This window comes from Pseudomonas sp. Irchel s3f19, from assembly GCF_900187555.1.
In the GTDB taxonomy this organism is placed as follows: domain Bacteria; phylum Pseudomonadota; class Gammaproteobacteria; order Pseudomonadales; family Pseudomonadaceae; genus Aquipseudomonas; species Aquipseudomonas capeferrum.
On sequence record NZ_FYDW01000011.1, the window covers coordinates 92,014 to 118,724 of the forward strand.

19 protein-coding genes and 1 pseudogene are annotated in these 26,711 nt (G+C 62.2%); 12 read left to right on the forward strand and 8 right to left on the reverse strand.

Going from position 1 to position 26,711, the window contains the following annotated elements; genetic code table 11:
- The first annotated feature begins 54 nt into the window (after positions 1 to 54).
- Complete coding sequence (locus CKW22_RS21525) at positions 55 to 1,728, forward strand: fatty acid CoA ligase family protein (protein WP_095065050.1); 1,674 nt, start codon at positions 55 to 57, stop codon at positions 1,726 to 1,728.
- A 21-nt stretch (positions 1,729 to 1,749) separates the two neighbouring features.
- On the opposite strand, the gene mobA is transcribed toward CKW22_RS21525, so the two are convergent.
- Positions 1,750 to 2,328, reverse strand: coding sequence for a molybdenum cofactor guanylyltransferase MobA (gene mobA / locus CKW22_RS21530; protein WP_033697616.1), 579 nt, complete (start codon positions 2,326 to 2,328; stop codon positions 1,750 to 1,752).
- A 182-nt stretch (positions 2,329 to 2,510) separates the two neighbouring features.
- Here mobA and CKW22_RS21535 point away from each other — a divergent pair, with 182 nt between their 5' ends.
- Positions 2,511 to 2,789, forward strand: coding sequence for an HU family DNA-binding protein (locus CKW22_RS21535; protein WP_047583335.1), 279 nt, complete (start codon positions 2,511 to 2,513; stop codon positions 2,787 to 2,789).
- A gap of 68 nt (positions 2,790 to 2,857) precedes the next feature.
- Here the strand turns inward: CKW22_RS21535 and CKW22_RS21540 are convergent, their stop codons facing one another.
- Entirely contained in the window at positions 2,858 to 5,986 is a 3,129-nt protein-coding gene (locus tag CKW22_RS21540) for an efflux RND transporter permease subunit (protein ID WP_095065052.1), read from the reverse strand.
- Positions 5,987 to 5,997: 11 nt separating this feature from the next.
- Positions 5,998 to 7,185 carry an efflux RND transporter periplasmic adaptor subunit gene (locus CKW22_RS21545; RefSeq protein WP_095065054.1) on the reverse strand — a complete coding sequence of 396 codons (1,188 nt, stop codon included), beginning with the start codon at positions 7,183 to 7,185 and terminating at the stop codon, positions 5,998 to 6,000.
- A 212-nt stretch (positions 7,186 to 7,397) separates the two neighbouring features.
- Between CKW22_RS21545 and CKW22_RS21550 the strand changes: the two genes are divergently transcribed.
- Positions 7,398 to 8,099: a response regulator transcription factor gene (locus CKW22_RS21550; protein ID WP_095065056.1), complete on the forward strand. Its 702-nt coding sequence runs from the start codon at positions 7,398 to 7,400 to the stop codon at positions 8,097 to 8,099.
- Positions 8,100 to 8,105: 6 nt separating this feature from the next.
- Positions 8,106 to 9,407 (forward strand): ATP-binding protein, encoded by a 1,302-nt coding sequence (locus tag CKW22_RS21555; RefSeq protein WP_033697623.1) that lies wholly within the window; start codon positions 8,106 to 8,108, stop codon positions 9,405 to 9,407.
- Here CKW22_RS21555 and CKW22_RS21560 read toward each other — a convergent pair.
- Positions 9,379 to 9,972: pseudogene (locus CKW22_RS21560) on the reverse strand (GGDEF domain-containing protein); the annotation flags it as partial. The gene CKW22_RS21555 and the pseudogene CKW22_RS21560 sit on opposite strands and share 29 nt — an antisense overlap.
- 268 nt (positions 9,973 to 10,240) lie before the next feature.
- Between CKW22_RS21560 and CKW22_RS21565 the strand changes: the two are divergent.
- Both CKW22_RS21565 and ilvA read left to right on the forward strand, forming a co-directional pair.
- A complete protein-coding gene (locus CKW22_RS21565; RefSeq protein ID WP_033697625.1) occupies positions 10,241 to 10,672 on the forward strand; it encodes a PACE efflux transporter in 432 nt (143 codons plus the stop codon).
- 181 nt (positions 10,673 to 10,853) lie between these two features.
- Positions 10,854 to 12,416, forward strand: coding sequence for a threonine ammonia-lyase, biosynthetic (gene ilvA / locus CKW22_RS21570; protein WP_033697627.1), 1,563 nt, complete (start codon positions 10,854 to 10,856; stop codon positions 12,414 to 12,416).
- Positions 12,417 to 12,464: 48 nt separating this feature from the next.
- Here the strand turns inward: ilvA and CKW22_RS21575 are convergent, their stop codons facing one another.
- From CKW22_RS21575 to CKW22_RS21585, 3 genes are all read right to left on the reverse strand, one after another.
- Positions 12,465 to 13,646, reverse strand: a complete 1,182-nt coding sequence (locus tag CKW22_RS21575; RefSeq protein WP_033697629.1) for a hypothetical protein — start codon at positions 13,644 to 13,646, stop codon at positions 12,465 to 12,467.
- 80 nt (positions 13,647 to 13,726) lie between these two features.
- Positions 13,727 to 14,194, reverse strand: coding sequence for a VOC family protein (locus tag CKW22_RS21580; RefSeq protein ID WP_047583332.1), 468 nt, complete (start codon positions 14,192 to 14,194; stop codon positions 13,727 to 13,729).
- 130 nt (positions 14,195 to 14,324) lie between these two features.
- Positions 14,325 to 15,944, reverse strand: coding sequence for an NADP-dependent glyceraldehyde-3-phosphate dehydrogenase (locus tag CKW22_RS21585; protein WP_033697633.1), 1,620 nt, complete (start codon positions 15,942 to 15,944; stop codon positions 14,325 to 14,327).
- 150 nt (positions 15,945 to 16,094) lie between these two features.
- Between CKW22_RS21585 and CKW22_RS21590 the strand changes: the two genes are divergently transcribed.
- Positions 16,095 to 17,573: a bifunctional diguanylate cyclase/phosphodiesterase gene (locus CKW22_RS21590; RefSeq protein ID WP_095065058.1), complete on the forward strand. Its 1,479-nt coding sequence runs from the start codon at positions 16,095 to 16,097 to the stop codon at positions 17,571 to 17,573.
- Positions 17,574 to 17,594: 21 nt separating this feature from the next.
- On the opposite strand, the gene CKW22_RS21595 is transcribed toward CKW22_RS21590, so the two are convergent.
- Positions 17,595 to 21,434, reverse strand: a complete 3,840-nt coding sequence (locus tag CKW22_RS21595) for a leucine-rich repeat domain-containing protein (protein WP_095065060.1) — start codon at positions 21,432 to 21,434, stop codon at positions 17,595 to 17,597.
- Positions 21,435 to 21,766: 332 nt separating this feature from the next.
- On the opposite strand from CKW22_RS21595, the gene CKW22_RS21600 reads away from it, so the two are divergent.
- The 5 genes from CKW22_RS21600 to CKW22_RS21615 all read left to right on the forward strand — a co-directional run bounded on the left by CKW22_RS21600 (position 21,767) and on the right by CKW22_RS21615 (position 26,702).
- Positions 21,767 to 22,921 (forward strand): hypothetical protein, encoded by a 1,155-nt coding sequence (locus tag CKW22_RS21600; protein ID WP_095065062.1) that lies wholly within the window; start codon positions 21,767 to 21,769, stop codon positions 22,919 to 22,921.
- A gap of 41 nt (positions 22,922 to 22,962) precedes the next feature.
- The gene (locus tag CKW22_RS21605; RefSeq protein WP_033697636.1) at positions 22,963 to 24,081 is read left to right on the forward strand and encodes a glycosyltransferase 61 family protein; all 1,119 of its coding nucleotides are present in this window, start codon (positions 22,963 to 22,965) and stop codon (positions 24,079 to 24,081) included.
- Between the two features lie 400 nt (positions 24,082 to 24,481).
- Positions 24,482 to 24,658, forward strand: coding sequence for an EPS-associated small membrane protein EppA (gene eppA / locus CKW22_RS27615; protein ID WP_077068395.1), 177 nt, complete (start codon positions 24,482 to 24,484; stop codon positions 24,656 to 24,658).
- 347 nt (positions 24,659 to 25,005) lie between these two features.
- The gene (locus CKW22_RS21610; protein ID WP_033697637.1) at positions 25,006 to 25,563 is read left to right on the forward strand and encodes a polysaccharide biosynthesis/export family protein; all 558 of its coding nucleotides are present in this window, start codon (positions 25,006 to 25,008) and stop codon (positions 25,561 to 25,563) included.
- Between the two features lie 23 nt (positions 25,564 to 25,586).
- The gene (locus CKW22_RS21615) at positions 25,587 to 26,702 is read left to right on the forward strand and encodes a surface lipoprotein assembly modifier (RefSeq protein WP_033697639.1); all 1,116 of its coding nucleotides are present in this window, start codon (positions 25,587 to 25,589) and stop codon (positions 26,700 to 26,702) included.
- The last annotated feature ends 9 nt before the right edge of the window (positions 26,703 to 26,711 follow it).

The following is a 26,711-nucleotide window of genomic DNA, read 5'->3' on the forward strand; positions in this document are numbered from 1 at the left end:
GTGTTGCCTGCGCAAGGGCCGGCCAATCAACACAAGAACAACAAGAGCGCACCCATGACCCAGCCAAGCTACTCCCAGGGCGACCAGGGCAAGGCCTTGCTTACCCAATGCATCGGCGACGCCTTCGACACCACCGTGGCCCGCTTCCCCGACCGCGAAGCCCTGGTCGTTCACCACCAATCATTGCGCTACACCTGGCGGCAACTGGCCGCAGCCGTCGACCAGCACGCCCGCGCGCTCATGGCCCTGGGCGTGCAACCGGGCGACCGCCTGGGCATCTGGGCCCCCAACTGTGCCCAGTGGTGTATCACCCAGTTCGCCAGCGCCAAGGTCGGGGCAATCCTGGTCAACATCAACCCGGCCTACCGCACAAGCGAACTGGACTACGCCCTGGTCCAGTCGGGTTGCCGTTGGGTGATCTGCGCCGACGCCTTCAAGACTTCCGATTACCACGCCATGCTGCTCGGCCTGGTCCCGGGCCTTGCCCATGGCACGCCGGGCGCACTGGCCTGCGAGCGCTTCCCCGAACTGCGCGGGGTGGTGAGCCTGGCTGCGGCACCGCCGCCGGGCTTTATGGCCTGGGACGCCTTGCAGGCTCGCGCCGATGCCGTCAGCGCCGAGGCCCTTGCGGCGCGCCAGGCGCAACTGCACTGTGACGACCCGATCAACATCCAGTACACCTCCGGCACTACCGGCTTCCCCAAGGGCGCCACGCTGAGCCACAGCAACATCCTCAACAATGGCTACATGGTCGGCGAAAGCCTCGGCCTGACCGAGCATGATCGCTTGGTGGTGCCGGTACCGCTGTACCACTGCTTTGGCATGGTCATGGCCAACCTGGGCTGCATGACCCATGGCAGTACGCTGATCTACCCCAACGATGCGTTCGACCCGTTGGCCACGTTACGCGCGGTCGCCGAAGAGAAGGCCACGGCACTGTACGGCGTACCGACCATGTTCATCGCCGAACTGGATCACCCGCAACGTCACGCGTTCGACCTCTCGAGCCTGCGCACCGGCATCATGGCCGGCGCTACCTGCCCGATCGAAGTCATGCGCCGGGTCATCGACGAGATGCACATGGCCGAGGTGCAGATTGCCTATGGCATGACTGAAACCAGCCCGGTGTCATTGCAGACCGGCGCCAATGATGACCTGGAGCGGCGGGTGAGCAGTGTCGGGCGGACCCAGCCGTGGCTGGAGAACAAGGTCGTCGATGGCGATGGCCACAGCGTGCCGCGCGGTGAGATCGGCGAGCTCTGTACCCGTGGTTACAGCGTGATGCTGGGCTACTGGAACAACCCCAAGGCCACGGCCGAAAGCATCGATGCCGAAGGCTGGATGCATACCGGTGACCTGGCGGTGATGGACGAGCAGGGCTATGTGCGCATCGTCGGGCGCAGCAAGGACATGATCATTCGGGGCGGCGAGAACATCTACCCGCGTGAGCTGGAGGAGTTTTTCTTCACTCACCCGGCGGTCGCCGACGTGCAGGTGATTGGCGTGCCGTGCAGCAAGTATGGCGAGGAGATCGTTGCCTGGGTGCGGTTGCATCCGGGGCATGCGGCCACTGGAGACGAGCTGCGCGAATGGGCAAGGGCGCGGATTGCCCATTTCAAGGTGCCGCGCTACTTCCGTTTTGTCGATGAGTTCCCGATGACGGTGACCGGCAAGGTGCAGAAGTTCAGAATGCGCGAGATCAGCGTCGGGGAGCTGTCGGCTGGTTAATGCGTGGAGGAAATCGACCCTTCAGCCCTGCAGCAGGTCAGGGCTATTGAAATTGCTCAACCTGCGGTCACCCTCGGCACACTCCAGCCCCTGCACCGGCTCAAGCAGCAGGGCCTTCTGCAAACTCCGCTCACCGGCCGCCCAGGCCTGTTGCAGCATCGGTAACAGCCTGCGCGGCAATACACTGAACATCGGTTGCCAGTAACCGCCCTGGCGCACCATCGCCGCACTGTTGCCAGTCACCGCCAACTGCAGCAATTCCTCGATCAACACTGGGTCGATCAGCGGCGCATCGCAAGCCAGCACCACCACCCATTCGTGCCGCGCCGCGGCAAGGCCGGCGATCACCCCGGCCAACGGCCCGGGGAAGTCCGGGTCGGCGTCCCCGACCAACTGGTCGGCATAGGCCCGATAGGCCGCCTGGTTGCGGTTGCAGGATATCACCAGGTCATCGCTCAACGGCCGCACCACGCGCTGTACATGCGCCACCAGCGGCTCGCCCTTCCAGGCCAGCAACCCCTTGTCGCGGCCGCCCATGCGCTGGCCACGGCCGCCGGCGAGGATGAGAACAGAACAGCAGGGCAAGGGGGGGCAGGTCATCGGGCAGTTTCCAAGGTTCAAGGCTTGGCAACCTCCCATGCCTGGAAGTGAAAGTCCAGATTGGCAGAACAACAGGGTGCGCGACCTGACATTTTTACCAGTTGTGGGCTTACCCCAATGGGGCCCTAAATACGCCGACGGCGCTGTCCTGGGGACAAGCCTGCAAACCAAGGAGCGAGTCTATGAACAAAGGCGAACTGACCAAGTCCATCGCGGAAAAGGCAGAAGTCTCAAAGTTGAAGGCTGCAAAAGCCCTCGATGCTTTCATTGAAGAAGTTACCCAAGCGTTGACGACGGGAGACCAGGTTGCCCTGATTGGCTTCGGTACTTTCAAGTTGAAGCACAGGCCTGCTCGGGTTGGCCGAAATCCTCGGACCAAGGCGCCGCTGGATATCCCTGCAGCAAACAAGGCTGCTTTCACAGCGGGCACGAAGCTAAAGGCGGCGGTTAACAACAAGTAGCGGGTTAACCAGAACAGGAGCGTGGAGCGCAACGCCAACGCTCCTGTTCATCGGCTTACCCCGACCTGTCAGCCTTCAGTGGCGTGGCTGGCTCGCGCTTCAGGCTTGGCCTTACCCCGCCCGGCCAGGCGCATCACCACCACGAAGAACAAGGGCACGAACACCACCGCCAGGGTTGCGCTGAGCATGCCGCCGATCACCCCGATACCAATCGCCTGCTGGCTCGCCGAGCTGGCGCCGGTGGCGACGGCCAGGGGGACCACGCCGAGGATGAAGGCCAGCGAGGTCATGACGATCGGCCGCAGGCGCAGGCGGGCTGCCTGTACCGCAGCGTCCACGGCATCGACGCCTTGGTCCATCAGGCTCTTGGCGAACTCGATGATGAGGATCGCGTTCTTTGCCGAAAGGCCGATCAGGGTGATCACGCCGACCTTGAAGAACACGTCATTGGGCATGCCGCACAGGGTTACGGCCAGCACCGCACCGAGCACACCGAGCGGAACTACCAACAGCACGGCGGTCGGGATCGACCAGCTTTCGTACAGCGCTGCCAGGCACAGGAACACCACCAGCAGCGACAGCGCCATCAGCATCGGTGCTTGGCTGCCGGACAGCCGCTCTTGCAGGGACAGGCCGGTCCATTCCAGGCCCGCACCGGCGGGCAGTTGCGCGACCAGGCGCTCGACTTCGGCCATGGCTTCGCCCGAGCTGTAGCCCGCGGCCGGTTCACCGGAGATCGAAACCGCCGGGTAACCGTTGTAGCGCGTCAGTTGTACCGGGCCGCTGACCCATTTCGCCTGAACGAAGGCCCCCAGCGGTACCATCTTGCCGCTGCTGTTGCGCACGTGGATTTTCAGCAGGTCTTCGACCTGGCTGCGCTGGTCGCCCTCGGCCTGCACCACCACCCGCTGCATACGGCCCTGGTTGGGGAAGTCGTTGACGTAGCTGGAGCCTACGGCGGTATCCAGCACTGCGCCGATGTCGGCGAACGACACACCCAGGGCATTGGCTTGGCGACGGTCGATTTCCAGTTGCACCTGTGGGCTTTCGGCCAGCGAAGCCTCGCGCACGTTGGTCAGCACCTTGCTCTTGCCGGCATTGGCCAGCAATGCATCGCGCGCGGCCATCAGTTCAGTGTGGCCCATGCCACCCCGGTCCTGCAGGCGGAACTCGAAACCGGTCGACTCACCCAGGCCATCGATAGGGGGCGGCAGTACAGCGTAGGCCACGGCATCCTTGAGCTGGGTGAAGGCCATAGTGGCGCGGTCGGCGATCGACTGGGCGCTGTCGTCGGCACCGCGCTCGGACCAGTCCTTGAGCGTGGTGAAGGCCAGCGCCGCGTTCTGCCCGCTGCCGGAGAAGCTGAAGCCGAGGATCAGCGTGGTGTTGCCTACACCCGGTTCTTCGGCGTTATGCGCCTCGATCTGGGCGGCCACCTGCTCGGTGCGCATGCGGCTGGCACCGGGCGGCAGCTGGATGTCGGTGATGGTGTAGCCCTGGTCTTCGGTCGGCAGGAACGCTGTGGGCAGCTGGCTGAAGCCATAGCCCAGCACGGCCAGCAGCACGCCATACACCAGCAAGTAACGGCCGCTGCGTTTGAGCGCGTGCACGACCCAGCGCTGGTAGCCGTTGCTCATGCTATCGAAGCGCCGGTTGAACCAGCCGAAGAAGCCCTTGCGTTCGTGGTGCTCACCTTTGGCCAGCGGCTTGAGCAGGGTGGCGCACAGGGCAGGGGTCAGGCTCAGGGCAAGAAACGCCGAGAACAGAATCGACACCGCCATGGACACCGAGAACTGCTGGTAGATCACCCCCACCGAACCTTTCATGAAGGCCATGGGCAGGAACACCGCCACTAGCACCAGGGTGATGCCGACGATCGCCCCGCTGATCTGGCCCATGGCCTTGCGCGTGGCTTGCTTGGGCGGCAGGCCTTCTTCGGCCATGATCCGCTCGACGTTTTCCACCACCACGATGGCATCGTCGACCAGGATGCCGATGGCCAGCACCATGCCGAACAGGGTCAGCACGTTGACCGAGAAGCCCATGGCCATCATCACGGCGAAGGTGCCCATCAGTGCCACCGGCACCACCAGCGTCGGGATCAGCGTGTAGCGCAGGTTCTGCAGGAACAGGAACATCACCGCGAACACCAGCAACATGGCCTCGAACAGGGTGTTGATCACCTGCTGGATGGACACCTTGACGAAGGGCGAGGTGTCGTAAGGGATGTCGTATTTCACCCCCTCCGGGAAGTAGCGCGACAACTCCTGCATTTTCGCCCGCACCAGGTCGGCGGTTTCCATGGCGTTGGCGCCAGGGGCCAACTGCACGCTGAAGGCGGTGGCCGGCTTGCCATTCAGGCGCGTGCCGTACTGGTATTCCTGGGCGCCGATCTCGACCCGGGCGACATCGCCGATGGTCACGCTGGAGCCGTCCGCGTTGGCGCGCAACACGATGGCCGCGAATTCCTCGGGGGTGCTCAGCTGGCCCTTGACCAGCACGTTGGCGGTGATTTCCTGGGTGCCACGGGCGGGCAGGTCACCAATGCTGCCGGGGGCGACCTGGGCGTTCTGTGCGCTGATGGCGTCGGCTACGTCGTTAGGCGTGAGGTTGAAGCCGATCAGCTTGCTCGGGTCGATCCAGATCCGCATGGCGCGCTCGGAGCCATACAACTGGGCCTTGCCGACGCCTTTCAGGCGACGGATTTCGTTCATCACGTTGCGCGCGAGGATATCCGACAGGGCGGTTTCGTCGAGCTTGCCGTCTTCCGAGGTCAGGGTGGCCAGCAGCAGGAAGCCGGTGGATACCTTTTCCACTTGCAGGCCCTGCTGGGTCACGGGGCGGGGCAGGCGCGACTCGACCACCTTCAGGCGGTTCTGCACATCGACCTGGGCCAGGTCGGGGTGGGTGCCAGGCTCGAAGGTGGCGGTGATGGTGGCGCTGCCCAGGCTGCTTTGCGACTCGAAATACAACAGGTTGTCGGCACCGTTGAGCTCCTGCTCGATCAGGCTGACCACGCTTTCGTCCATGGTCGCCGCCGAGGCGCCAGGGTACACGGCATAGATTTCCACCTGTGGCGGGGCCACGTTGGGGTACTGGGCCACCGGCAACTGCGGGATGGCCAAGGCGCCGGCCAGCAGGATGAACAACGCGACCACCCAGGCGAACACCGGGCGGTCAATGAAGAAATGCGGCATGGGTCAGCCCCTCACTGGCTGTTGTGCTGTGCGATGGGCGGCGCGCCGGGCGCTGTGCCCTGGCTCGCTTCGACCTGCACCTGGTCGCCGGCCTTGACGTGCTGCAGGCCTTCGATAACCACTTGTTCACCGGGCGCCAAGCCTTCGCTGACGACCCAGCGGTCGCCCTGGGCATTGCCCAGCACCACCTGACGGTCGCTGATGCGGGCCTGCGAGTCGACCACCAGCACTTTCGGCACGCCGGCGCTGTCACGCAGGATGGCGCGCTGCGGCACGCTGAGGCCTTTGGGCTGCACCGCCTGCTCCAGGCGCACGCGCACGTAGCTACCTGGCAGCAGGTCGAGGTCCGGGTTGGGGAACTCGCTGCGCAGGGTGATCTGGTTGGTGCTCGGGTCGACGCTGATGTCGGAGAACAGCAACTTGCCGGGCAACGGGTAGGCGCTGCCATCGTCCTGGATCAGGGTGGCGCGGGCCTGGCCGTCGCCGACCTGCTGCAGCTCGCCGGCACGCAGGGCACGGCGCAGGGCGTTGAGCTCGCGGGTCGACTGGGTGACGTCGGCGTGAATCGGGTCCAGTTGCTGGATGGTGGCCAGGGGCGTGCTCTCGTTTTGCCCAACCAGTGCACCTTCGGTCACCAGCGCACGGCCGATTCGCCCAGAGATCGGCGCGGTTACCGTGGCATAACCCAGGTTCAGGCGGGCGCGCTCCAGGGCGGCCTTGGCTTCGGACACTTCGGCGTCGGCCTGCAGGAAGCTGGCCCGGGCATTGTCGTATTCCTGGCGGCTCACGGCCTTTTCGTCGACCAGCTCGCGGTAGCGTTGCTCTTGCAGGCGCGCTTGATACAGGTTGGCCTGGGCCTTGGCCAGGGTGGCGCGGGCGCTGTCGTGGTCGGCCTTGAACGGCGCCGGGTCGATCAGAAACAGCACGTCGCCTTGCTTGACGTCGCTGCCTTCACGGTACACCCGCTTGAGCACCACGCCGGCCACCCGTGCGCGCACTTCGGCAGTGCGCGGGGCGAGGATCCGGCCGCTGAGTTCGCTGCTGATGGCCAGTGGCTGCAATTGCAGGGTTTCCACGCGGACGTGGGGGGCGGGGTTTTTTTCTTCCTGCTCGTTGCTGTCGCCACAGCCGGCCAGGGAGATGCTCAGAAACGCCAGTAGCGCCACGGGGCGCAGGCGAGGAATACGGGTAATAAGCATACGGATCTTCCGATGATGACCGTGCGTATGCTAAGGCAGACGGCGTTCCGGTGCCTGTTAATACCTGTAGGACGTGTGTGAAAAAGTGTGAAGAAAAATCCTGTCGCTATAGGGGATTCTATATTCTGCCTGTAACCCTGTGTGCTGGACCCTTCGCCGGTAAGCCCGCGAAGAGGCCGGCGACGTCTTCACTGAACGCTACCCAAACGCCTATGCCGAATATTCTCCTGGTCGAGGACGACAGCGCTCTGTCCGAACTGATCGCCAGCTACCTGCAACGCAACGACTTTCATGTCCGGGTGATCGCCCGCGGCGATCATGTGCTGGAGGCCTTGCGCCAGGACAAACCCGACCTGGTCATCCTCGATCTGATGCTGCCAGGTATCGATGGCCTGCAGGTGTGCCGCCTGCTGCGCCAGGAATCGCAGAACCTGCCGATCCTGATGCTGACGGCCCGCGACGACAGCCACGACCAGGTGCTGGGCCTGGAGATGGGCGCCGACGACTACGTGACCAAACCGTGCGAGCCCCGTGTGCTGCTGGCGCGTGTACGGACCTTGCTGCGCCGCAGCGGCGTTCACGAGCCGCGCCTGGACAGCGAGCAGATCCTGGTCGGCTGCTTGCGCATCGACCTGGCCGAGCGCCTGGTCAGCTGGCGCGGTGAAGAAGTGGAGCTTTCCAGCGGCGAATACAACCTGTTGGTGGTGCTGGCGCGCAATGCCGGTGAAGTGCTCAGCCGCGACCGCATCCTCCAGCAATTGCGCGGCATCGAGTTCAACGGCACCGACCGCTCGGTGGATGTCGCCATTTCCAAGCTGCGCCGCAAGTTCGACGACAGCGCTGGCGAGGCCCGCAAGATCAAGACCGTGTGGGGCAAAGGTTACCTGTTCAGCCGCGTCGAGTGGGAGTGCTGACCGAGTATGCTGAAGATCCTGGTGCGCCTCTACCTGGTGATCATCGTCGCCTACGCCGGTGCGCTGCTGTTCATCCCCGACACTATCGTCGGGCTGTTCCATGATCGCTTCATGGCCTACAACCTGGACCAGGCCAAAGGCGTGCAGTCGCTGATCGTGCGCCAGTTCCAGCAAGCCCCGCGCGAGCGCTGGCCAGCGGTGGAGCAAGACCTGGCAGACGCCTTCGCACCGCTCGAAATCAAGCTGCTGCGCAGGGACCAGGCCGAGCTGAGCGAGGATGAACAGGCGCGCCTGGAGCACGGGTCGTACGCCGTGCGCATCGCCGACTGGGGCTATTACGAGACGGTGCTGGCACCGCTCGACAAGGACTGGCTGGTGCGCCTGCATGCGCCCCCGGACCCACTGGACATCAACGTGCTGTCGTGGGGCGTCACGGTGTTGATCGGCGCGGCCATGCTCGGTTGCCTGCTGCTGTGGGTATGGCCGCACTGGCGCGACCTGGAGCGGCTCAAAGAGACCGCCCGGCGCCTGGGCCAGGGGCAGATGGCGGAACGCACGCACATCTCGCCGCACTCGAACATCGGCGAACTGGCCGGGGTGTTCGACACCATGGCCAGCGACCTGGAGCGCCACGTCAACCAGCAGCGCGAGCTGCTCAATGCGGTATCCCATGAGCTGCGCACACCGCTGACTCGCCTGGACTTCGGCCTTGTGCTGCTGTTCGACGAGGTGCCGCCCACCAGCCGCAAGCGCCTGCTGGAGCTGGTTGGGCACGTGCGTGAGCTGGACGAATTGGTGCTCGAGCTACTGTCCTACAGCCGCCTGTACAACGCCGACCAGGCCCGTGAGCGGGTCGAGGTGTCGTTGCTGGAGCTGGTCGACAGTGTGCTTGGCGGCTTTGCCGAAGAGCTCGACAGCCGCGGCATCCAGTGGGAAGTGCGTGCCGAGCGTGAGCTGCCGCGGTTCGTGCTCGACCCACGGCTGACAGCCCGGGCGGTGCAGAACCTGGTGCGCAATGCGATGCGTTATTGCGACGAAAACCTGTTGTTGAGGTTGCGGCTTGAAGAGGACGGCGCTTGCCTGCTGACGGTCGAGGACGACGGGATCGGCATTCCGGTTGAAGAACGTGAGCGGATCTTCCAGCCGTTCTATCGCCTGGACCGTAGCCGTGACCGCAATACCGGTGGTTTCGGCCTGGGGCTGGCGATCAGCCGGAGGGCCATCGAAGGGCAGGGCGGCACGTTGACGGTGGCGCAGTCTGCGCTGGGCGGGGCGCAGTTCAGGATTCGCCTGCCTGCGGGTGGGTAGGTTCGCTCTGCTGGGCAGTCCACAGCACGAAGCGATCTTTACCGTTGTGCTTGGCCTCATATAACGCCTGATCCGCCTTGACCAGCGCCCTGGTCAAGGTATCTGCAGGGTCCACCCGGGCCAGCCCGATGCTGATCGTCACCGGATGCGCCCCCCGGTCTTCACGTACACGCCTGCACAACGCCGCAACCTGTCGATCGGCAGCCGGCTGATCCAGCCCATGGAAGAAGATTACGAACTCCTCGCCGCCGAGCCTGGCGAATTCATGGCCTACGATTGACGCCTTGATGTGCTGAGCCACGCGCTTGAGCACCTCATCGCCAACATCATGCCCAAACCGGTCGTTGACCTGCTTGAAGTTGTCGATGTCGTAAGCCTGGTCGAGCAGCACCTTGGACATATAAAAGTTGTGCAGCTTGGCCTGGCGGATACGCAGGTAGCTGTAGATGACCAGGCCGCTGATGAACAGCGCGTAGCTGATCAGCATGGCGGCTACCAGGTCTTGCAGGTCGATGTTGGTGCCGTAGAACGGGCTGAGGAGGGTCCAGGTGGTGGCCATGGCGCAGTTGAGCATCGGTGAGCTCCTTTGAGGCATGCAGGCTCATGCGTGGTCCTCGTACGGCTCCCTGGACGAAGGTGCATGACGTGTCGCTGCGTGCACGGCATTTGTACAAGCAGCCCAATACAGGGTTGTCCAATACGTGCTGGGCAGGCCACAGCGGCGCACAGTGCGGTCGAGCCTTTTATTGAACGGTTAGTCAGATATGAATTTCAGCCTTTTTCTTGTGGGCCACATCTTGTAGCTTGGTAGGTCGTTTTTCAGGGAGCTGAACATGCAAGGCAAGGCACGCAAAATCGTCCAGGCCATCCTCTACGAAGCCATCGCCGTGGCCTGCGTGGCCCCAGCGCTGGAACTGGCGTTTGCTGCCGGTATGGCCCAATCGGCCGCGCTGTCGGTGCTCATGTCGGGCATTGCCATGAGCTGGAACATGGCCTTCAACTGGGCGTTCGAGCGCTGGGAGGCGCGTCAGCAGCAGCGTAAGCGCACCTTCATGCGCCGGGTCTTGCATGCCTTGGGTTTTGAAGGCGGGCTGGTGGTGATTCTGCTGCCGCTGGTGGCGTGGTGGCTGGATGTGAGCCTGTGGGCGGCGTTTCTGACCAACCTGGCGCTGTTCGTGTTCTTCTTCGTCTATGCCTTCGTGTTCCAGTGGGGCTTCGACAAGGTCTTCGATGTGCCGCTTTCGGCGCAGCAGGCAAAGTGTTGACTTGCTGCCATGTGGCGGGATAAGTTCTTACCCCATGAACACATTCCCGCACGTGAACGCCATTATTATTACCGCCATTATCAGTTTGGCGGGCTAGCGCGTACGTGCACCTAACCCGCCCTGGAGGCGGGTTTTTACTCTCTGACTCCTGGGCACCGTGAAAACAGCCAAGGAGTCATCGATGACCAGCTTCAGCGCCAACCTGCGTACCCCGCCCACGCCCCAGCAGCTACTCTCGGAGCAGGTGCGGCGCATTCTCTCAGCGCCCGTCTACGACCTGGCCATCGAAACACCGCTGCAGCCAGCGCCAGCGCTGTCTGCCAGCCTTGGCAACCAGGTGTTGCTCAAGCGTGAAGACCTGCAACCCACGTTCTCGTTCAAGATCCGCGGTGCCTACACGCGGCTGTCGCGTCTGACAGCGGCCCAGCGTGAACGCGGGGTGATCACCGCGTCGGCGGGCAACCACGCCCAGGGCGTCGCCCTGGCAGCTTCGCACCTGGGCCTGAAAGCCACCATCGTCATGCCAACCACCACACCTTCGCTGAAGGTCGAAGGGGTGCGTTCGCGGGGTGGCCACGTGGTGCAGTACGGTGAGAGCTTCCCCCACGCACTGGCCCATGCCCTGCAGCTGGCCGAGCAAGAGGGCGCTACCTTCGTGCCACCCTTCGATGACCCGGACGTGATCGCCGGGCAAGGTACGGTGGCCATGGAGATCCTGCGCCAGCACCCGGGTGATCTGCATGCGATCTTCGTCCCGGTGGGCGGTGGCGGGTTGGTGGCGGGCATTGCCGCCTACGTGAAATACCTGCGGCCCGAGGTCAAGGTGATCGGCGTCGAGCCGGAAGACTCCAACTGCCTGCAGGCTGCGCTGGCCGCAGGCGAACGGGTGATCCTGCCCCAGGTCGGCACGTTTGCCGATGGTGTGGCGGTGGCGCAGATCGGTGCCCATTGCTTCGAGCTGTGCCGGCACTTCGTCGATGAGGTGGTGACCGTCAACAGCGATGAGCTGTGCGCGGCGATCAAGGACATCTACGACGACACCCGCTCGATCACCGAGCCTTCCGGTGCCCTGGCCGTGGCCGGTATCAAGAAGTATGTGGCCCGCGAGGGTGTGCAGGGGCAGACCCTGGTCGCCATCGACTCCGGCGCCAACGTCAATTTCGACCGCCTGCGGCATGTGGCCGAGCGGGCAGAACTGGGCGAGCAGCGCGAGGCGATCATCGCCGTGACCATCCCCGAGCAACCGGGCAGCTTCCGCGCCTTCTGCCAGGCACTGGGCAAACGCCAGATCACCGAGTTCAACTACCGCTACTACCCGGGCAAGGAAGCGCGTCTGTTTGTCGGGGTGCAGACCCACCCGCTGCACGACCCACGTGAAAAGCTGCTGGCCAGCCTCGCCGAGCAGGGTTACAGCGTACTCGACCTGACCGACAACGAACTGGCCAAGCTGCATGTGCGCCACACCGTGGGCGGGCATGCCGCGCCTGGGGCGGATGAGCGTGTGCTGCGCTTCGAGTTCCCGGAGCGGCCAGGTGCGCTGCTGGGCTTCCTGGAGCGGTTGGGCAAACGTTGGAACATCAGCCTGTTCCATTACCGCAACCATGGCGCCGCAGAAGCGCGGGTATTTGCTGCACTTGAAGTGCCGGCCGATGAGCAGGCGAGGTTGCCCCAGGCACTGGACGAGATGGGGTATCGCTATTGGGACGAGACCGAGAACCCGGCTTACCAGCTGTTTCTTGGTTGATCTGAGTACAACCTCAGGTGTTGGACGCACATCCAACACCTGAGGGTTTCAGCGCTCCCGCATGAAGAAACCCGCCACAAACTTGCGGAAGGTCTCCAGGCTCTTGAAGTCGGCGTAGCGCTTGAAGTTCTCGGCATCCGGCTCGGGGCCGATCGGTTGCTCCAGCAGCGACACTGACAGCACCCGGTCCTGATCCGACGTCAGGACCAGTTCATCCATCACCTGGCCGCCGATCACCGGTCGGCGCATCTGCACCTTCACACCCTTGCTGGCCATCCAGTCGATCAGCGACACCAGCGCCTTGAGCGGCTCGCGCTCTTCATCGCGGTACACCGGGAACAGGTGGGCACGCGACAGCACCGGTACGCTGGCCACATGGATCAGTTCGTAGAAATGGCTACCGGCGCTGGTGGGCGAGTACAGCGCCAATGCCAACAGGGGGCCGGCCGTGCGGTTGCCGCCCCAATAGAGGTGATGGCCCTGGAAGTCGAACCCCTCGTCGCTGCGGTTGTTGAACAGCTTGCGCCCTTTGATCTGGTCGACACAGTCGAGCATCAGGCCATGCCGGCGGTGGTTGCCGAACACGGTGGCCTCGCGCAGCCGGGCCTTGAGCATCATCATGTGCTTCATGTCCAGGCGGGTTTCCAGGTAGTTGCTGGCCGGCACCCGCTCCAGCAGCGGGTAGCGGCTGGCAACGCTGCGCAATTCGGCAAACTGCCCGGTGAGGTCTTTTTTCAGGTGGGTGGCGTAGAGGTTCAGGCCGCTGATCTCGACCCAGGTCAGCAACAGCGACAGCAACCGTTGCTGCTCGCGCCGCTCATTGCCATCACCGCCGCCGTTGTCCTGGGCCGGGCGAAAGTCACCGATCAGGCGCAACGGTGTATCGGGTGGCAGCCACGCGGCGGGTGGTGCAGGGTCGTCTTCGCGCTCTGCGGCTTCACGCTCGTCCTTGGTGAACGGGCAGCCCGGTGCATGCTCGGCGGTACCGGGGTTGTTTTTCAAAAACAGCGTGCCGGTGCTGCCATTGAGGGTCACGTTGAGCACCGGCAGGGCGTCTTTGCGGCAGTCGCAGGCCAGCCACTGGTTGGCGTTACGCACCTTCATCAGCAACTGGTTGGCCTGCAGCAGCCGTGGGCCGACGAGCGTCCCTGTGCTGAAGCCAACCAGCAGTTCTTCTTCGGCGGGTGTGAGGCTGCGCACCTGCGCGGCGGTTTTATCGATGATACGCATTGACGGGCAGCTCCAAGCTACGAGCCCCAAGCTTCAAGCAAAGCGCTTTCACTTTCAACTTGAGGCGCGCAGCCGGCGGCTTAGTTGCCACTGAACAGTTTGGCCGCGCGGGCACGGATTTCTTCCGGGGTGAGGTCCTCTTTGTGCGTGGAGATGAACCACAGGTTGCCGAACGGGTCTTTCAGGGTGCCGCTGCGGTCACCGTAGAACTGATCCTGCAGCGGCCGCAGCGCAGTGGCACCCGCTGCAATGGCCTGGGCGTAGACCTGGTCGCAGTCTTCGACGTACAGGTGCAGGCCGATGGCCGCGCCATCGACATGCTGGCTGGCGGTAAGCCCGCCCTCCATGTCGCACGGGTCGGCGAGCATCAGTGACGAGTCGCCAATCTTCAGCTCGGCGTGACCGACGCGGCCGTCAGGGCCGTCGAGGCGGAACATTTCGATGGCGCCGAAGGCCTGCTTGTAGAAGTCGATGGCCTTGGCGGCGTCCTTGATGCCTAGGTAAGGGGTGATGCTGTGCTGGCCTTCGGGGATGGGTTTGGCTGGCATGGTATGGCCTCCTTTTGCATTGGCAGTGCTGGCCGCTTGCGAGGGCAAGGCCGACACTGATCGCGAAGCTGTATGTTTATACAGCTTGGCGACCAATGCAAATGCCATTTCTCCATTAAGCGCTGGCGGGTTAGAAGATGTAGTCGGTGGTCAGGAAGCTCGATTGGCGATTGCGGATGATCTCACTGATCAGCGCTTTGTTGGCTTCCTGGAACTTGGTCGCCACCAGCGTGCGGATCGAGAACACGCGCAAAGCGTCATGCACCGACAGCGTACCTTCGGCGCTGTTCTTGCGGCCGTTGAACGGGTAGGTGTCTGGCCCGCGCTGGCACTGGGCGTTGATGTTGATGCGGCCGACCTGGTTGGCAAAGGTATCGACCAGGCTGCCGATGGTCGCCGGGTCGTTGCCGAACAAGCTCAGCTGCTGCCCGTAATCGGAGTCGAGCACGTAGTCGATGACGGTCTGCAGGTCGCGGTAGGGCACCACCGGCACCAGCGGCCCGAACTGCTCTTCGTGGTACACGCGCATTTCATGGTTCACCGGGTAGAGCAGGGCGGGGTAGAAGAACGAGCCGCGGCTCTGCCCGCCGCCTTCGTTGATGACGCGGGCGCCCTTGGCCGTGGCATCGGCCACCAGACCGTCGAGGTAGTCGACCTTGCCCGGCTCCGGCAAAGGCGTCAGCGCGACGCCTGGCTCCCACGGCATGCCCGGCTTGAGCGCGGCCAGCTTGCGCTGGAATTTGTCCAGGAAGACCTCGACCACATCCTCGTGGACGAACAGTATCTTCAGCGCAGTGCAGCGTTGGCCGTTGAATGACAGGGCGCCGGTGACGGCCTCTTCGACGGCGTTGTCCAGGTCGACCTGGGGCAGCACGATGCCGGGGTTCTTGGCGTCCAGGCCGAGCGCCGCGCGCAGGCGGTGTGGGCGTGGGTGCAGTTTCTTCAGGTCGCTGGCGGCTTTGTGGGTACCGATGAAGGCGAACACGTCGACCAGGCCGCTGGCCATGAGCGCGCTGACGGTCTCGCGGCCGCGGCCATAGATGACGTTGATCACCCCAGGCGGGAAGCTGTCGCGGAAAGCTTCGAGCAACGGGCGAATCAGCAGCACGCCAAACTTGGCCGGCTTGAACACCACGGTATTGCCCATGATCAGCGCGGGGATCAACGTTGTGAAGGTTTCATTGAGGGGATAGTTGTATGGCCCCATGCACAGTGCCACGCCCAGTGGCGCCCTACGGATCTGGCCAAGGGTGCCTTGTTCGAGCTCGAAACGGCTTGAGCGGCGGTCGAGGTCCTTGAGTGCATTGATGGTGTCGACGATGTAGTCGCAGGTGCGGTCGAACTCTTTTTCCGAGTCCTTGAGGTTCTTGCCGATTTCCCACATCAGCAGTTTGACCACCGCCTGGCGCTGTTCGCGCATGCGTGCAAGGAAGCTTTCGACGTGCTGTATGCGCTCGGCCACGCGCATTGTTGGCCAGGCGCCGCGGCCTTTGTCGTAGGCCTGCACGGCGGCATCCAGCGCGGTAAGGGCGGTGTCGGCGTCAAGCAGCGGGGCGCTGCCGAGCACGACCTGCTGCTCGCCGTCGGCCTGCTTCAGCCAGACCGGGCTGCGCACCGTGGCCAGCGGGCCGTCCCAGCGCTTGAGCTGGCCGTTCACCAAGTAGTCGCGTTGTTCCAGGGGGGCTTCCAGGCGCCAGGTGTCGGGGATGTTGTCGGCAGTGGGGAAGAGTGAATCGAGCAGACGGTTCATGGGTACTGCACCTCACATATCTGAGCGGATTGCGTGCCAGGTGAAACGCTTCAGCTTCGAGCATGCACCGGCCGCAGGAAAAACACCAGTCTGGCTCAACATTGCCTGCGCTGCGCCGATACAGCACTAACCGAGTGCGTGCGCAGGCCTATGATCACATCCAGCCCCCCGTTTTGCGATGAACAGACGTGCGCACTGCTGGCTTCGCCGCTGTTCTGGTTGGTCGTTGCCGCCACGGGCTTGCTTGGCCTGTACGCCGTGCGGCTCAAGCGCAAGCAGCGCCATCTGCAGCAGCAAAACCGCGAGCTGCACCACTCACAGGCGCAGTTCGAGCGCTTGGCGCACTACGACACCATCACCGGGTTGCCCAACCGGGTGCTGTTCCAGCGGCAACTGGCCGAGGCCATCAACAAGGGGCACGGCCTGGCCGTGTTGGTACTCGACATCGACGGTTTCAAACAGGTCAACGACAGCCTCGGCCATGCCATGGGCGACCTGCTGCTGCAACAAGCCACCGCACGTTTTCTGCAGGAACTGGACCTGCACGACCGCGTCTGCCGCTTGGGCGGCGACGAGTTCGTGTTCATGCTCCAGGGCACTCAGGGCCAGATAAGCCACCAACTGTGCCACCTGCTGCGCTGCCTGCAACGGCCGTTCGACCTCAAGGGCAATGCCGCGTTGGTTACCGGCAGCATCGGCCTGGCCTGGTGCCCGCAGCACGGCGAAGGTGTCGACAACCTACTGCGCCACGCCGATACCGCCATGTATGCCGCCAAGGAAAGCGGGCGTAACACCTGGCGGCCCTACCACCCGGACATGACTGCGCGCTTGCAGCAACGCCTGGAACTGGAGCGCAATTTGCGCCGGGCGCTGAACAACGATGAGTTCGAGCTTTGGTACCAGCCCAAAGTGGACCTGTTCAGCGGCAGGCTGGAGGGTGCCGAGGCGCTGCTGCGCTGGCGCGATCCGCAAGCCGGCCTGGTATCACCGGCCGAGTTCATCCCCTTGGCAGAACGTACCGGGTTGATCATCCCCGTGGGTGAGCGGGTGCTGGAACTGGCCTGTGCGCAGTTGGCGGCATGGCGTATGGACGATTGCCTGCCGGGACCGCTGGCGATCAACGTCGCGGCGCTGCAGATCGAGCGCAGCGATTATGTGTCGAGCCTGGCGGTGGCCCTGGAGCGCCATGGGTTGCCCGCCCATCTGCTGGAAGTGGAGATTACCGAGAGCCTGCTGATGGAGAGCCAGCAGCAAGCCTGTGCGGTGCTGGCGCAATTGCAGGCCATGGGGGTGGCCACTGCGGTGGATGACTTTGGTACCGGCTATTCATCACTGGCCTACCTGCGCGCGCTGCCTATCGATCACCTGAAGATCGACCGCGCGTTCATCAAGGACTTGCCGGTTGACGATGATGCCGTGGCCATTGCCCGCGCCATCATCGACCTGGGGCATGCCCTGGGGTACCGCATTACCGCAGAGGGTATCGAAACCCAGGAGCAGTACGACTTTCTGCGCAATGCCGGGTGCGATCAGGGGCAAGGTTACCTGATCGGGCGGCCGATGCCCGCCGCCGAATTGCACGGCTGGATAGCGCGCAACCCGCGCCGGCAGCGCCTGTCACCTGGGTGACAGGCGCGGCTGCTGATCACTTCACAGTGGCAGTTGGAACAGGTTGGCTGGCGGGTGGGTCAGCCATTCTTCGCGCAGTACCTGATCAGCATCGATGGCTGCCAGGCGGCGCCAGAATTCCGCTCGCGCTTGCTGGGGCTGGCTTCGAAAAAAATCGTCGCCGAGCAGTGGCCTGAGGTCGCGACGATACTGCAGCGGAAAGCGCTGCCAAAGTGCGGCTTCCTCAGGCCCGGTTTGCTCGAAGAACTCGTCATAGTCACTTTCACTTACCAGCAGATCGACCTGATGGGCCGTGTTGTAAGCATCAATTTGTGCAAGCACGCTTTCGCCGAGCCATTCACTTTCCAGGCATAGGGCCTGGGCGGACGGTTCCGGGAGGCTGAAGCCGTCGGGCAATTTCAGGAACTGGTTGCCCGACATGTCCAGGACCATAGGTTCGGCGATCCGCTCCAGGCCTGCGGGTAACTCGGTCAGCCCGCAATCATTCAGGAACAGGGTTTTCAGGTGATCAAGCCCATTCAAGTCAGGGGCCTCCAGCAGTGGGTTGCCCGAAAGGTCGAGGACTACGAGCCCGGAGCATTGATTCAAGGATGCTTGTGCGCGGTAGTCCCAAGTGATGCGGTTGTTGTCCAGGTCGAGCCAGGTCAATCGGCCAGGGTTGGCCAAACGGGGTAGTGAATTGAAGCGGCATTTGGACAGCAACAAACGTCTCAGCCAGGGAAGGCGCTCATGGAGCACTGCGGGCAACTGGCTGAGCGAGGGGTTATTGCTCAGCGACAAGTGCTCCACATGGGTGAAGTCGTCCGGCAAGACCAGGCTGGCCAAATCCTGGTCTTCAAGCTCCAGGCCGGAAAGGTCGAGGCTGTAGATGCGCCCCCCGTCCCCGAGCGAAACCGTCGAGAGGCGCCGCCAGGCGTTGACGATCGGGCGGATCGCTCGCTGCCGCTGGTGTGGGCGCTGCGGGTCGAGGCGGGCCCACTCGTGCAGGTCGCGGCGCAGGGTATCCAGACGTTGCTGCAGGTCGCGCAGTCTTTGTGTGGGGGAGAGAAGGGAATTGTCCTCAGTCTCATCATCTTCTTGCCCGCTTTCAAGCGCATCCTCGATCTCTGAATCGGTGGCATTGGGGTACAGACGGCGGTAGGCCCCGGCCAGTGAACTCGTTTGGCGCGGGTGCGGTGGTTCGGGGTCAAGCGGGCGCCCCCCACGTAGCTGGCCGGGGAGCGCGCGTCGCATGGCGCCATGCCCCCACAGTCTTTGCGCAAGGGCCTCCCTGTTTTCGTTGGCCCAGCTCTGGATGCGCTGGCGTATCGAACCCCCATCTGCCACGGTGATCGCCAGTGCGCCACGATCGGCCTGCGGCAGCGCCTGTTCGATTGCGCGGCACAGGTCCTGGTCCCGCGTGGCGGGGGCAGGGCGCTGCCCCAGGTCAGCTTCATAGCCTTCTGTAGACCTGATGACCCGGCAGATGCGCCTGGCCTGGTCACTGCCAACACTGTCGAGCAGCGGGCCTTCGGGGCTACCGGCACGCAGCTCCAGGCGTACATCGCGCGGCCAGTCAGGCCAGTCAGCGAGGGCGCTGAACAGCAGGCGTTCGCTTTCGGCACTGGCCCGAGCCGGCACCAGCACGCCTTCCAAGGCACGTACAAGAGGCAGTTCGCTGTGTGTATGTTCAATTTGTTGGCGCAGCCAGGCAGGTAACGTTGCGTCGTGTTCCCAGGCCAGTGCTTCTACAGCGTCCAGTGGCGCCAGCAAGCGCCTGGCCAGTGCGGCCGACAGGCGAGGGTAGGCCTGCAGTAACCGATCTGTTGCGGGCTCGATGGGCCCCTCGCCGTTATACAGGCGCGCGAACAAGGCCTCTGGCGCGTCGCCACCCAGTGCTTGCGCCTCGGCTTGCGCGGCCATACGTTGCAAGGTGTCGAGCAACAACACAGGTGCCGGCTGCCCCTCGAGGTGTACGCGGCGCAAGCTGGCTGCATCGCTACCACTGATGCGGCCTGCCAGGGTAAGTTGGTCTGCCGTCAGCGCAGGGTAGTCTTGCCCCAAACGACGTATCAGTACCGCGAACGACCACTGTGATGGCTGTTCATGACAGCCGCGCCAAGCGCCCTGTTCGTTGTGTTCCAGCGGGGGTTGCCAAGCGTCTTGCACATGGGGGTGGACGATACGCCATTGCTGTAATTCATTGTCCAGGCGTTGCTCGTAGAGATGGCCATCCATGCGAATGAAATACCGGCCGTCGAGCAGGTACTGGCCCTGTGCGTTGGCTTGTACGTGCTCCGGTAACGGCTGGTCGCTGCGGTAAGGTGTGAGATCAGGTTGCCAGAGCTTGTAGCCGCCATCGCTGCTGCGCACCTCCTGCAGCTGCTCCAGCAGCGGGCTTTTGAACAGCTTCGGCACCACGTGGCCTGCAGTCGCCAAGCCAGCGGCAAGTGCCAGACTCAGCCCGGCCGCCTCCAGATGGCCCAGTGCCAAATGGCGATCACCCTGATGCCAGGCTTCATAACCCTCGTACACTTCGCCAAGCAGTTGGCACGCTGTCACCGCCAGCATCAGCGTGCCCACGGCAGGAATGAAGAAACCGGCCAGGTTCAGCGCATCCAGGCCACGGTCTTCCCACGCTTGCAGACGGCTCGCCCGCGCCTTGGCATCGGCTTCAGCCGTCGGCACCGCCAGTTGGCGTGCTTCGCGCTTGAGGCGGTCTACGTGCTGCGCCTGATAGAAACCGAATGGCTCCTCGGTGATGGCTAGCCGCGTCGGGCGCAGGTCTGCATGACTGGCCCGCGACCATGCCTGGTCGTCGGCAGACGTGCCCGAGGCATCAAGGTTTTGGTGCAGCAAGTCGAGAAAGTGTTGATGCTGGCTCTGCTCAATGTAAGCCATGAACATCTGCCGGGTGGCGGGCTCCAGCAACAGGGCCGCCAATGCGTCGTGAACTGCATCAAGATCGGTAACTAGCCGCAGCGCCTCGTGGCCGGGCAGATAGAGCAGCAGCCCGGCGCGCCCTGCTTCGATCAGCATGACCTCGTGCAGCGTGATACCGAATAACGCCAGTTGCCAGCACGGCAGATTATCGCCCTGCAACAAAAGGTCGACGTGGTCACGCGTGGCACCGCTCAGTTCATGGCGCAGGTAGGCCAGGTCGGCAGCCAGGCGCAACCGGTCCTTGTACACGGCTATTGCCTGCTCACGTACCGGGGGCTTGGCGAAATGCTGATCCAGATGAGTCTGGTATTGCCCCCCTAAGTCCAGTGTGCGACACAGCGCGGCGAACGAAGCGGGTGCCAGCGGCAATGGATCCACCAGGTAGTGCTCCGTGGGCATCGCAAAGTGCGATGCGGGCGTTTGCGCGCCGGTGAACGCGATGCCCTGCACCTCGGCGGCTGTTACATGAATATTGGCGCTCAGGGCGATGGCACTTTGGGGCGTGAAGGACTCGTCGTCGGCGAAGTTCTGCAGTGCGGCTTGCAGCAGATTGTCGCGTCGATGACTGTAAAGCGTGCGCAGCCCTATCCAATGCCAGGTGCTTTCTACCCGAAGCAGCTCAGTGCCACGCAAGGGTGCCGTGCAGCCCCGCTCGGCGAGGCAAGCTTTGAGTCGCGATTCAGCGAATTCGGCAACTTGTTCAAGCCCCCGCAGCGAGCGAGCGAGCGTGGCTTGCGAGCGTAACAGGCGCGATTGGCTACGCTGTACAGCCTCGCGAAGAGCAGGGGCGGCATTGGCGAACCAGTCCTGGGTGAAATAGGCCGGTACATGGCTTTGTTTCAAACGCTGCCATTGAGAGGCCGCTATTCGATGGGCCCAGGCAGGAAGCTGTTGCTTGAGCAGGTCTTGATGGGGGGCGAGCGTAGAGAGGGCGGGCATGTGGATGCTCCTTTATGAGGAGCCAGTATCAAAGGGCAATTGCTAATAACCAGGTGGTAGCCGAGTAGTGCGCTTAACTGAACATACGTCATGGGTTAGCGTCATAAAGTCATCAAATGCAAACAAGAAATTTGACGTCATAAAATAGGTGTTCATGCTGTCAAAGTGCCGCTTGCCAAAGCATGGCCTTGCATCTTAAATTGTTACTGAATGTGAGAGTGATGTTTCGTAAGCAATCTTTTATATATCAGCGCGTTGGGTGTGTTTATTGCAGTCAACTGTGATCTTTTGCTGATCTGCCCTTAGACAACATCAAAGGATGTCGAACCAGCATGAAAGAGAACTTGGCGGCTCTTGCACGAAAACTCATCTCTCCCTCCACGCGCTACGAGATCAGGTTGCTCTCCAGCAAAATACGAGAAGTGCTTGGGCGAGCCTGTTTTTGGCGGTGGGAAGTCGCGAGGTTCCGGCTGCAGCAGGAAAGCCCCTACGAAATCCTCTACATCGGCCGTAAGCATCAGCGCGAGATGGCCAAGTTGCTGATTGGTGGCAAGGTACCGGGCACCGGCGCGGTGGCCGCCGACAGTGCAGAGCCTGAAGCGTCGACCCATGTGGTGCTGGTGAGTGAATTGCCCACCACCGGGGCCTTGTCGGTGCCGCACTACCTGAGCGCCGTGGTACCGCTGGGGCGCCCGCTGGAGGACATTACCGCACGCTACGACAGCGAATTGCGCCGCAGCATTCGCAAGAACCGACCGCTCTACCAGATGAGGCGGACACTGTCGGATGAAGAAATCGCAATGGCCGACAGCCAGCTACTGCGCCCCTATGCCACCGCAAGGCAAGGTATTCATGCCGCGCAGTTCCCCACAGACGATGTGTTTCGCATCGCCAAGCATGTAGGGCGTCTGGACCTGATCACCTTGGGCGACGAAGTCATTGGTTGTCACCTGGGGTGTGAAGTGACGCGCGGCGGCAAACGTTATTGGAGCACGCTGCGTTTTGGTTATAGCGAGGCGGTGTTTTCAGATGCGAAAAAACTGCGGGAAGTGAACTCTATCACCACGTTCATGGCGTTGGAGTGGGCGTTGCAACACGGCTTTGATTATTACGATATCGGCCTGTGCCTGGCGCGGCCGGATGACGGCTTGCTGAAATGGAAGAGAAGGCGCGGCGGCGATATCGATTCGTTGGGCAACCATGCCTACCTGTTCGTCAGGCTACCCAAGACCGGCACGGCGAAGTTTCTTTGGGAAACCCCGATGTTCGCTGTCGAAGGCGACAAACTGACCCTGCACCTGGGCTTGCCAGATGGGCCGAGTGAGGAAGAGGTCGCCAGCCGATACCATGAAATGGTATTTGGCGGGCTGCACAAGATCTACCTCTATGGCACCGCCGGTTCGGGGGAGTCCTTTATTGAAACCTTGCGCACGCGTTACGCCAACTTACAGTCGCCGCCGACGATGGAAAGGGTCACATCCAACTGATTCAGAGCGCCAGTGGCCACGCCACCCGGGGGAGCAGCTTCATGGGAAGCGATATGTCGAAATTCAGCGCACCGTCCGCCGGCAAACGGCATAAGTGGACCCTCGCTGCCTACAAGTACATGGCACGTAAGCGACTCGCCCGCAATTCGGCGGTCGACCTGAAAAGCATCGCGTCAAAAAGCTGGGAGATTGCGCCGGGTGAAACAACGCTCTCCCCGCCAGCATTCTTTTTGCCCAATCAGCTCGAGCGGGTGACGGGGTGGGAGGCCAAGCGGTTTTACCCCTATGTGCATCCTGCGCGCACCATGGAAGGCGGCCTCAGCGTTGTGCAGGGGCCTACACGCGGCTACTTGATCAAGGACGTCTGGCTCATAGACGGGGCGCTCTACAAGGGCAAGGCCAGCCATTGGTTATCGTTGAAACCCAGTACCTTTCCGCGGGTTGTCGTCGAGAACGAAATCGAACGAGCGGCCATCTATTGCACGCAAAATGGCAATTCGTGGTTTGGCACCTGGTTGATGGAAGACTGTGTCACTTACGCACTGGCCCGTAACGAGGGCGTACCGGTGACCACGGCGCCATCAGCCCGCTACCCGTTGTTTTCCCAGGCGCCTGCCTATGAAGATTGGTTAGACATGAAGCCCCTACGTCTGCGCAGTGCGTTTTTCCGTGAACTGGTGCTGTTTGACGATCAGAGCAATAACCGCAGCCGGCATTTACGCTACCGGGCCATGGGTGAAAAACTGCTTTCGCACGTCAACCATGAGCCGCACCCCGGCGTGTTCATTTTGCGTGGGGGCGACGGCGACTTGCGTTTCCTGCGTAATGAAAAGGCGATTGCAGAGCACCTGCGCCAGACCCGGGGCTTTCGCGTTGTCGATCCACTGAAGACCGACGTGCCGAGCATTATTGCAGCCTGTGCCGGCGCCAGAGTGGTGGTCGGGGTTGAAGGCAGCCAGTTGGTTCACGGCGTCAACGTGCTGCAAACCGGCGGCAGCGTGTTGACGTTGCAGCCTCCGAACCGTTTTGTCAGCTATTACAAGTACCTGACGGATCGCGACCAGCAGCACTTCGGCTTTGTGGTGGGCATGCCGGAGGGCGATGGCTTCAGGATCGACATCGAGGAAGTGGAACGCACCCTCGATCTGATGCCCTTATAGTCCGTGTCAGTGCCTGGTTGAAAAGCGCCAGATTTCGGTTCGCAAGCTCAACGATTGGCATTTGCCTTCTCACCGATGAAACGCACTCGGTTCCACGCTTAACGCCTTCCCTTGCCGATATCGCACACCGCTGGGGTCTTCCGGGCGGCCGAGGTTTTAGAAAATTTAGGCATTTCAGTCTCTTACAGCGAAGTGGAAAGTGTCAGGCAACTGCCTTGGGCGCTTGCATTTTTTGTGTGACGGCATTTTGACGAAGTCACCCCTCGTTCATTGAGATTTATTATGGTGTCGGATCATTGACGTAGTGTCATTGTGCCCATAAGCTCAAATCAACAGCGAGGAAGTCTCCCGCTAAACCCAAATATAAATACTTTTATTATCCTCTATATAGGAGGGGGTTATGCGCTCGACACTGTTCATAAAATCAATATTCTTGTTGGTGCTTTTAAGTGGCGCAGCACGCGCTGCTGATTCTTATGTCAATCAAAACAGTGTCATTCCTGTCGCAACGGCAGGTTGGTTCTTCGCCTTCGCGGTGATTGGTTTTGTGGCGGTTGCCAATAGAAGAAAGATTTAAACACGCAACGCGTCGGCAGGGTAAAGTACGTCTTTAACGGTTGTTCAATAGCACACGCATTCAGTGCCGTCGGTAATTTGACGACTGTGCTTTGATGCACGACTTTTCGCTGCCGCGGGCGGCTTGTCAATTTTCCAACTGTTGCTATATTCCAGTAGCCAGTAATTGCCAATAGCCGTAGGGTAGCGCAGCGTGCTGGTGGGTCAGGGCTTCGCAGCGTCAGTTACAGGGCCTCCAGGATGGTTGAGGCCGTCGCAGCAGGTGGTACGGTTGCGAAGTGGAGCGAGAGTTTGTGTGCCGTTCTCATTCAGTGCTCTTTGTCGGGCCAATAGGCCGGAGGGACCCTCATGGTACGTTCATTGTGTTCCGCTTTTTGCGTGCTGATGCTGTGGTCCGGTACCGGCAACGCCCTCGAAAATAACGCAAGTTACCTGCTCAGCCCTGGCGACGTGGTCATGGTGTCTGTCTGGCAAGAGGAGAGCCTGCGTCAGGAGGCCACCGTACTTCCCGATGGCAGTATCACCTTCCCCTTGGCCGGGCGAATCGATGTCGCCGGCCTCGATGTCACGGCAGTCGAAAAACAGGTCGCTGCCAAACTCGAAAAATTCCTCCCCGACCCGAACGTCAGCGTTGTCGTGAAGAGCATCGCCGGCAACCTGGTCTATGTGCAGGGCAAGGTGATCAAGCCCGGGCCCGTGCAGATGGCGGGCCCCACGGCCGTATTGCAGGCCTTGAGCATGTCGGGTGGTTTGGACAAATTCGCTGACGAAAGCGCCATCAAGGTGGTCCGTGTCGACAAGGGCAGACAACAGATTCTGCCCGTGCGATATAAGGACCTGGTTTCCGGGCGTGACATGTCCACCAACATCCAACTTCAGGCTGGCGATACGCTGGTCGTTCCTTGATCTTGCCTTAATAAGAACACTTAATGCCTCTTCTAAGAACAACTAGCATTGCAACGGCAATCTTGGTCTTGCCGTTTACGGACGCGGTCCAGGCAGCAAATTGGCAGTCCTCGGTGGTGGTGCCGTCCTCGGTCGAATACGACAGCAACCCCTTGTTGCTGTCGTCTGAAGAAAAGGGTGTTACGCGCACGATCATCGCGCCCGACTACACCCTGGTCGGTACCTTCGACCGCGACGAGTTGCGCTTGGGTCTTGGCATGCAGGTGTTGCGCTCGTCCGACACCGACATCGTCGACGACCGCGAAGACCCGAACGTGAGCCTTGGCTGGCAGCGAGACACCGAGAAAGGGCGTTTTGGCCTGGTAGCCCTCTACAACGAAAGCTCCACGTTATCCGGCACCGTCCAGGACACCGGTGTGGTGACGACCGATGGCACGCAAAAGCTGTATTCGCTGGCAGGCAACTGGAGCAGCGCCATCACCGAGCGCAGCACGTTGTCCAACGAAACCAAGTACACCCGTGCCCGTTATGACATCGACACCCTGACCGGCTACAACGAACTGGGCAACGTATTCACTTGGACCTACGCCTGGAGTGAGCGGGCCGACCTCTATACGCGCTTTGGCGCAAGGCGTTATGAGCCCGAGGAAGACCTTACTGCCACGGCCTCCAACAGTTACACGCCTGCGGTCGGGGTCAAGTATCAGTTTTCCGAACGCCTGAGTGCGGATGCGCACCTGGGGGTCAACAAGGTGTCCGGGTCCGAGGGCGGCCGGCGCGGTGAGGGCGGTGCTTCGCTGCTGTATACCGGGGTGCGCTCCGATGCCAGTTTCAGCGCCGAACGCAGCACGGTCGCCAGTGCCGAGGGTGGTTTTGCCCAGCTCGACATGGTGCGCGGTATCTACAGTTATGCGGTCAACGAACTGACCCGTGTCGGGGCCGATGCGTCATGGCAAGACAGCAAGGGGCAAACGCCCAATACCCTGCAAACCTACAGCATTTGGGCCAGCCGGGAATTTTCGCCTTTTTGGGATCTGCGCCTATCGTTGATGTACAAGGAACGGCGCCAGGATGATGCACCCGATGCGACCGCTACGATTGTTGGTTTGACGTTGACGTATAGGTACCCCGACCTCTGAACTTCAGCC

Coding starts and splice junctions, on each gene's coding strand:
- CKW22_RS21525 (WP_095065050.1), top strand. CDS start 55: ATGACCCAGCCAAGCTACTCCCAGGGCGACCAGGGCAAGGCCTTGCTT.
- mobA (WP_033697616.1), bottom strand. CDS start 2,328: ATGACCTGCCCCCCCTTGCCCTGCTGTTCTGTTCTCATCCTCGCCGGC.
- CKW22_RS21535 (WP_047583335.1), top strand. CDS start 2,511: ATGAACAAAGGCGAACTGACCAAGTCCATCGCGGAAAAGGCAGAAGTC.
- CKW22_RS21540 (WP_095065052.1), bottom strand. CDS start 5,986: ATGCCGCATTTCTTCATTGACCGCCCGGTGTTCGCCTGGGTGGTCGCG.
- CKW22_RS21545 (WP_095065054.1), bottom strand. CDS start 7,185: ATGCTTATTACCCGTATTCCTCGCCTGCGCCCCGTGGCGCTACTGGCG.
- CKW22_RS21550 (WP_095065056.1), top strand. CDS start 7,398: ATGCCGAATATTCTCCTGGTCGAGGACGACAGCGCTCTGTCCGAACTG.
- CKW22_RS21555 (WP_033697623.1), top strand. CDS start 8,106: ATGCTGAAGATCCTGGTGCGCCTCTACCTGGTGATCATCGTCGCCTAC.
- CKW22_RS21565 (WP_033697625.1), top strand. CDS start 10,241: ATGCAAGGCAAGGCACGCAAAATCGTCCAGGCCATCCTCTACGAAGCC.
- ilvA (WP_033697627.1), top strand. CDS start 10,854: ATGACCAGCTTCAGCGCCAACCTGCGTACCCCGCCCACGCCCCAGCAG.
- CKW22_RS21575 (WP_033697629.1), bottom strand. CDS start 13,646: ATGCGTATCATCGATAAAACCGCCGCGCAGGTGCGCAGCCTCACACCC.
- CKW22_RS21580 (WP_047583332.1), bottom strand. CDS start 14,194: ATGCCAGCCAAACCCATCCCCGAAGGCCAGCACAGCATCACCCCTTAC.
- CKW22_RS21585 (WP_033697633.1), bottom strand. CDS start 15,944: ATGAACCGTCTGCTCGATTCACTCTTCCCCACTGCCGACAACATCCCC.
- CKW22_RS21590 (WP_095065058.1), top strand. CDS start 16,095: ATGATCACATCCAGCCCCCCGTTTTGCGATGAACAGACGTGCGCACTG.
- CKW22_RS21595 (WP_095065060.1), bottom strand. CDS start 21,434: ATGCCCGCCCTCTCTACGCTCGCCCCCCATCAAGACCTGCTCAAGCAA.
- CKW22_RS21600 (WP_095065062.1), top strand. CDS start 21,767: ATGAAAGAGAACTTGGCGGCTCTTGCACGAAAACTCATCTCTCCCTCC.
- CKW22_RS21605 (WP_033697636.1), top strand. CDS start 22,963: ATGGGAAGCGATATGTCGAAATTCAGCGCACCGTCCGCCGGCAAACGG.
- eppA (WP_077068395.1), top strand. CDS start 24,482: ATGCGCTCGACACTGTTCATAAAATCAATATTCTTGTTGGTGCTTTTA.
- CKW22_RS21610 (WP_033697637.1), top strand. CDS start 25,006: ATGGTACGTTCATTGTGTTCCGCTTTTTGCGTGCTGATGCTGTGGTCC.
- CKW22_RS21615 (WP_033697639.1), top strand. CDS start 25,587: ATGCCTCTTCTAAGAACAACTAGCATTGCAACGGCAATCTTGGTCTTG.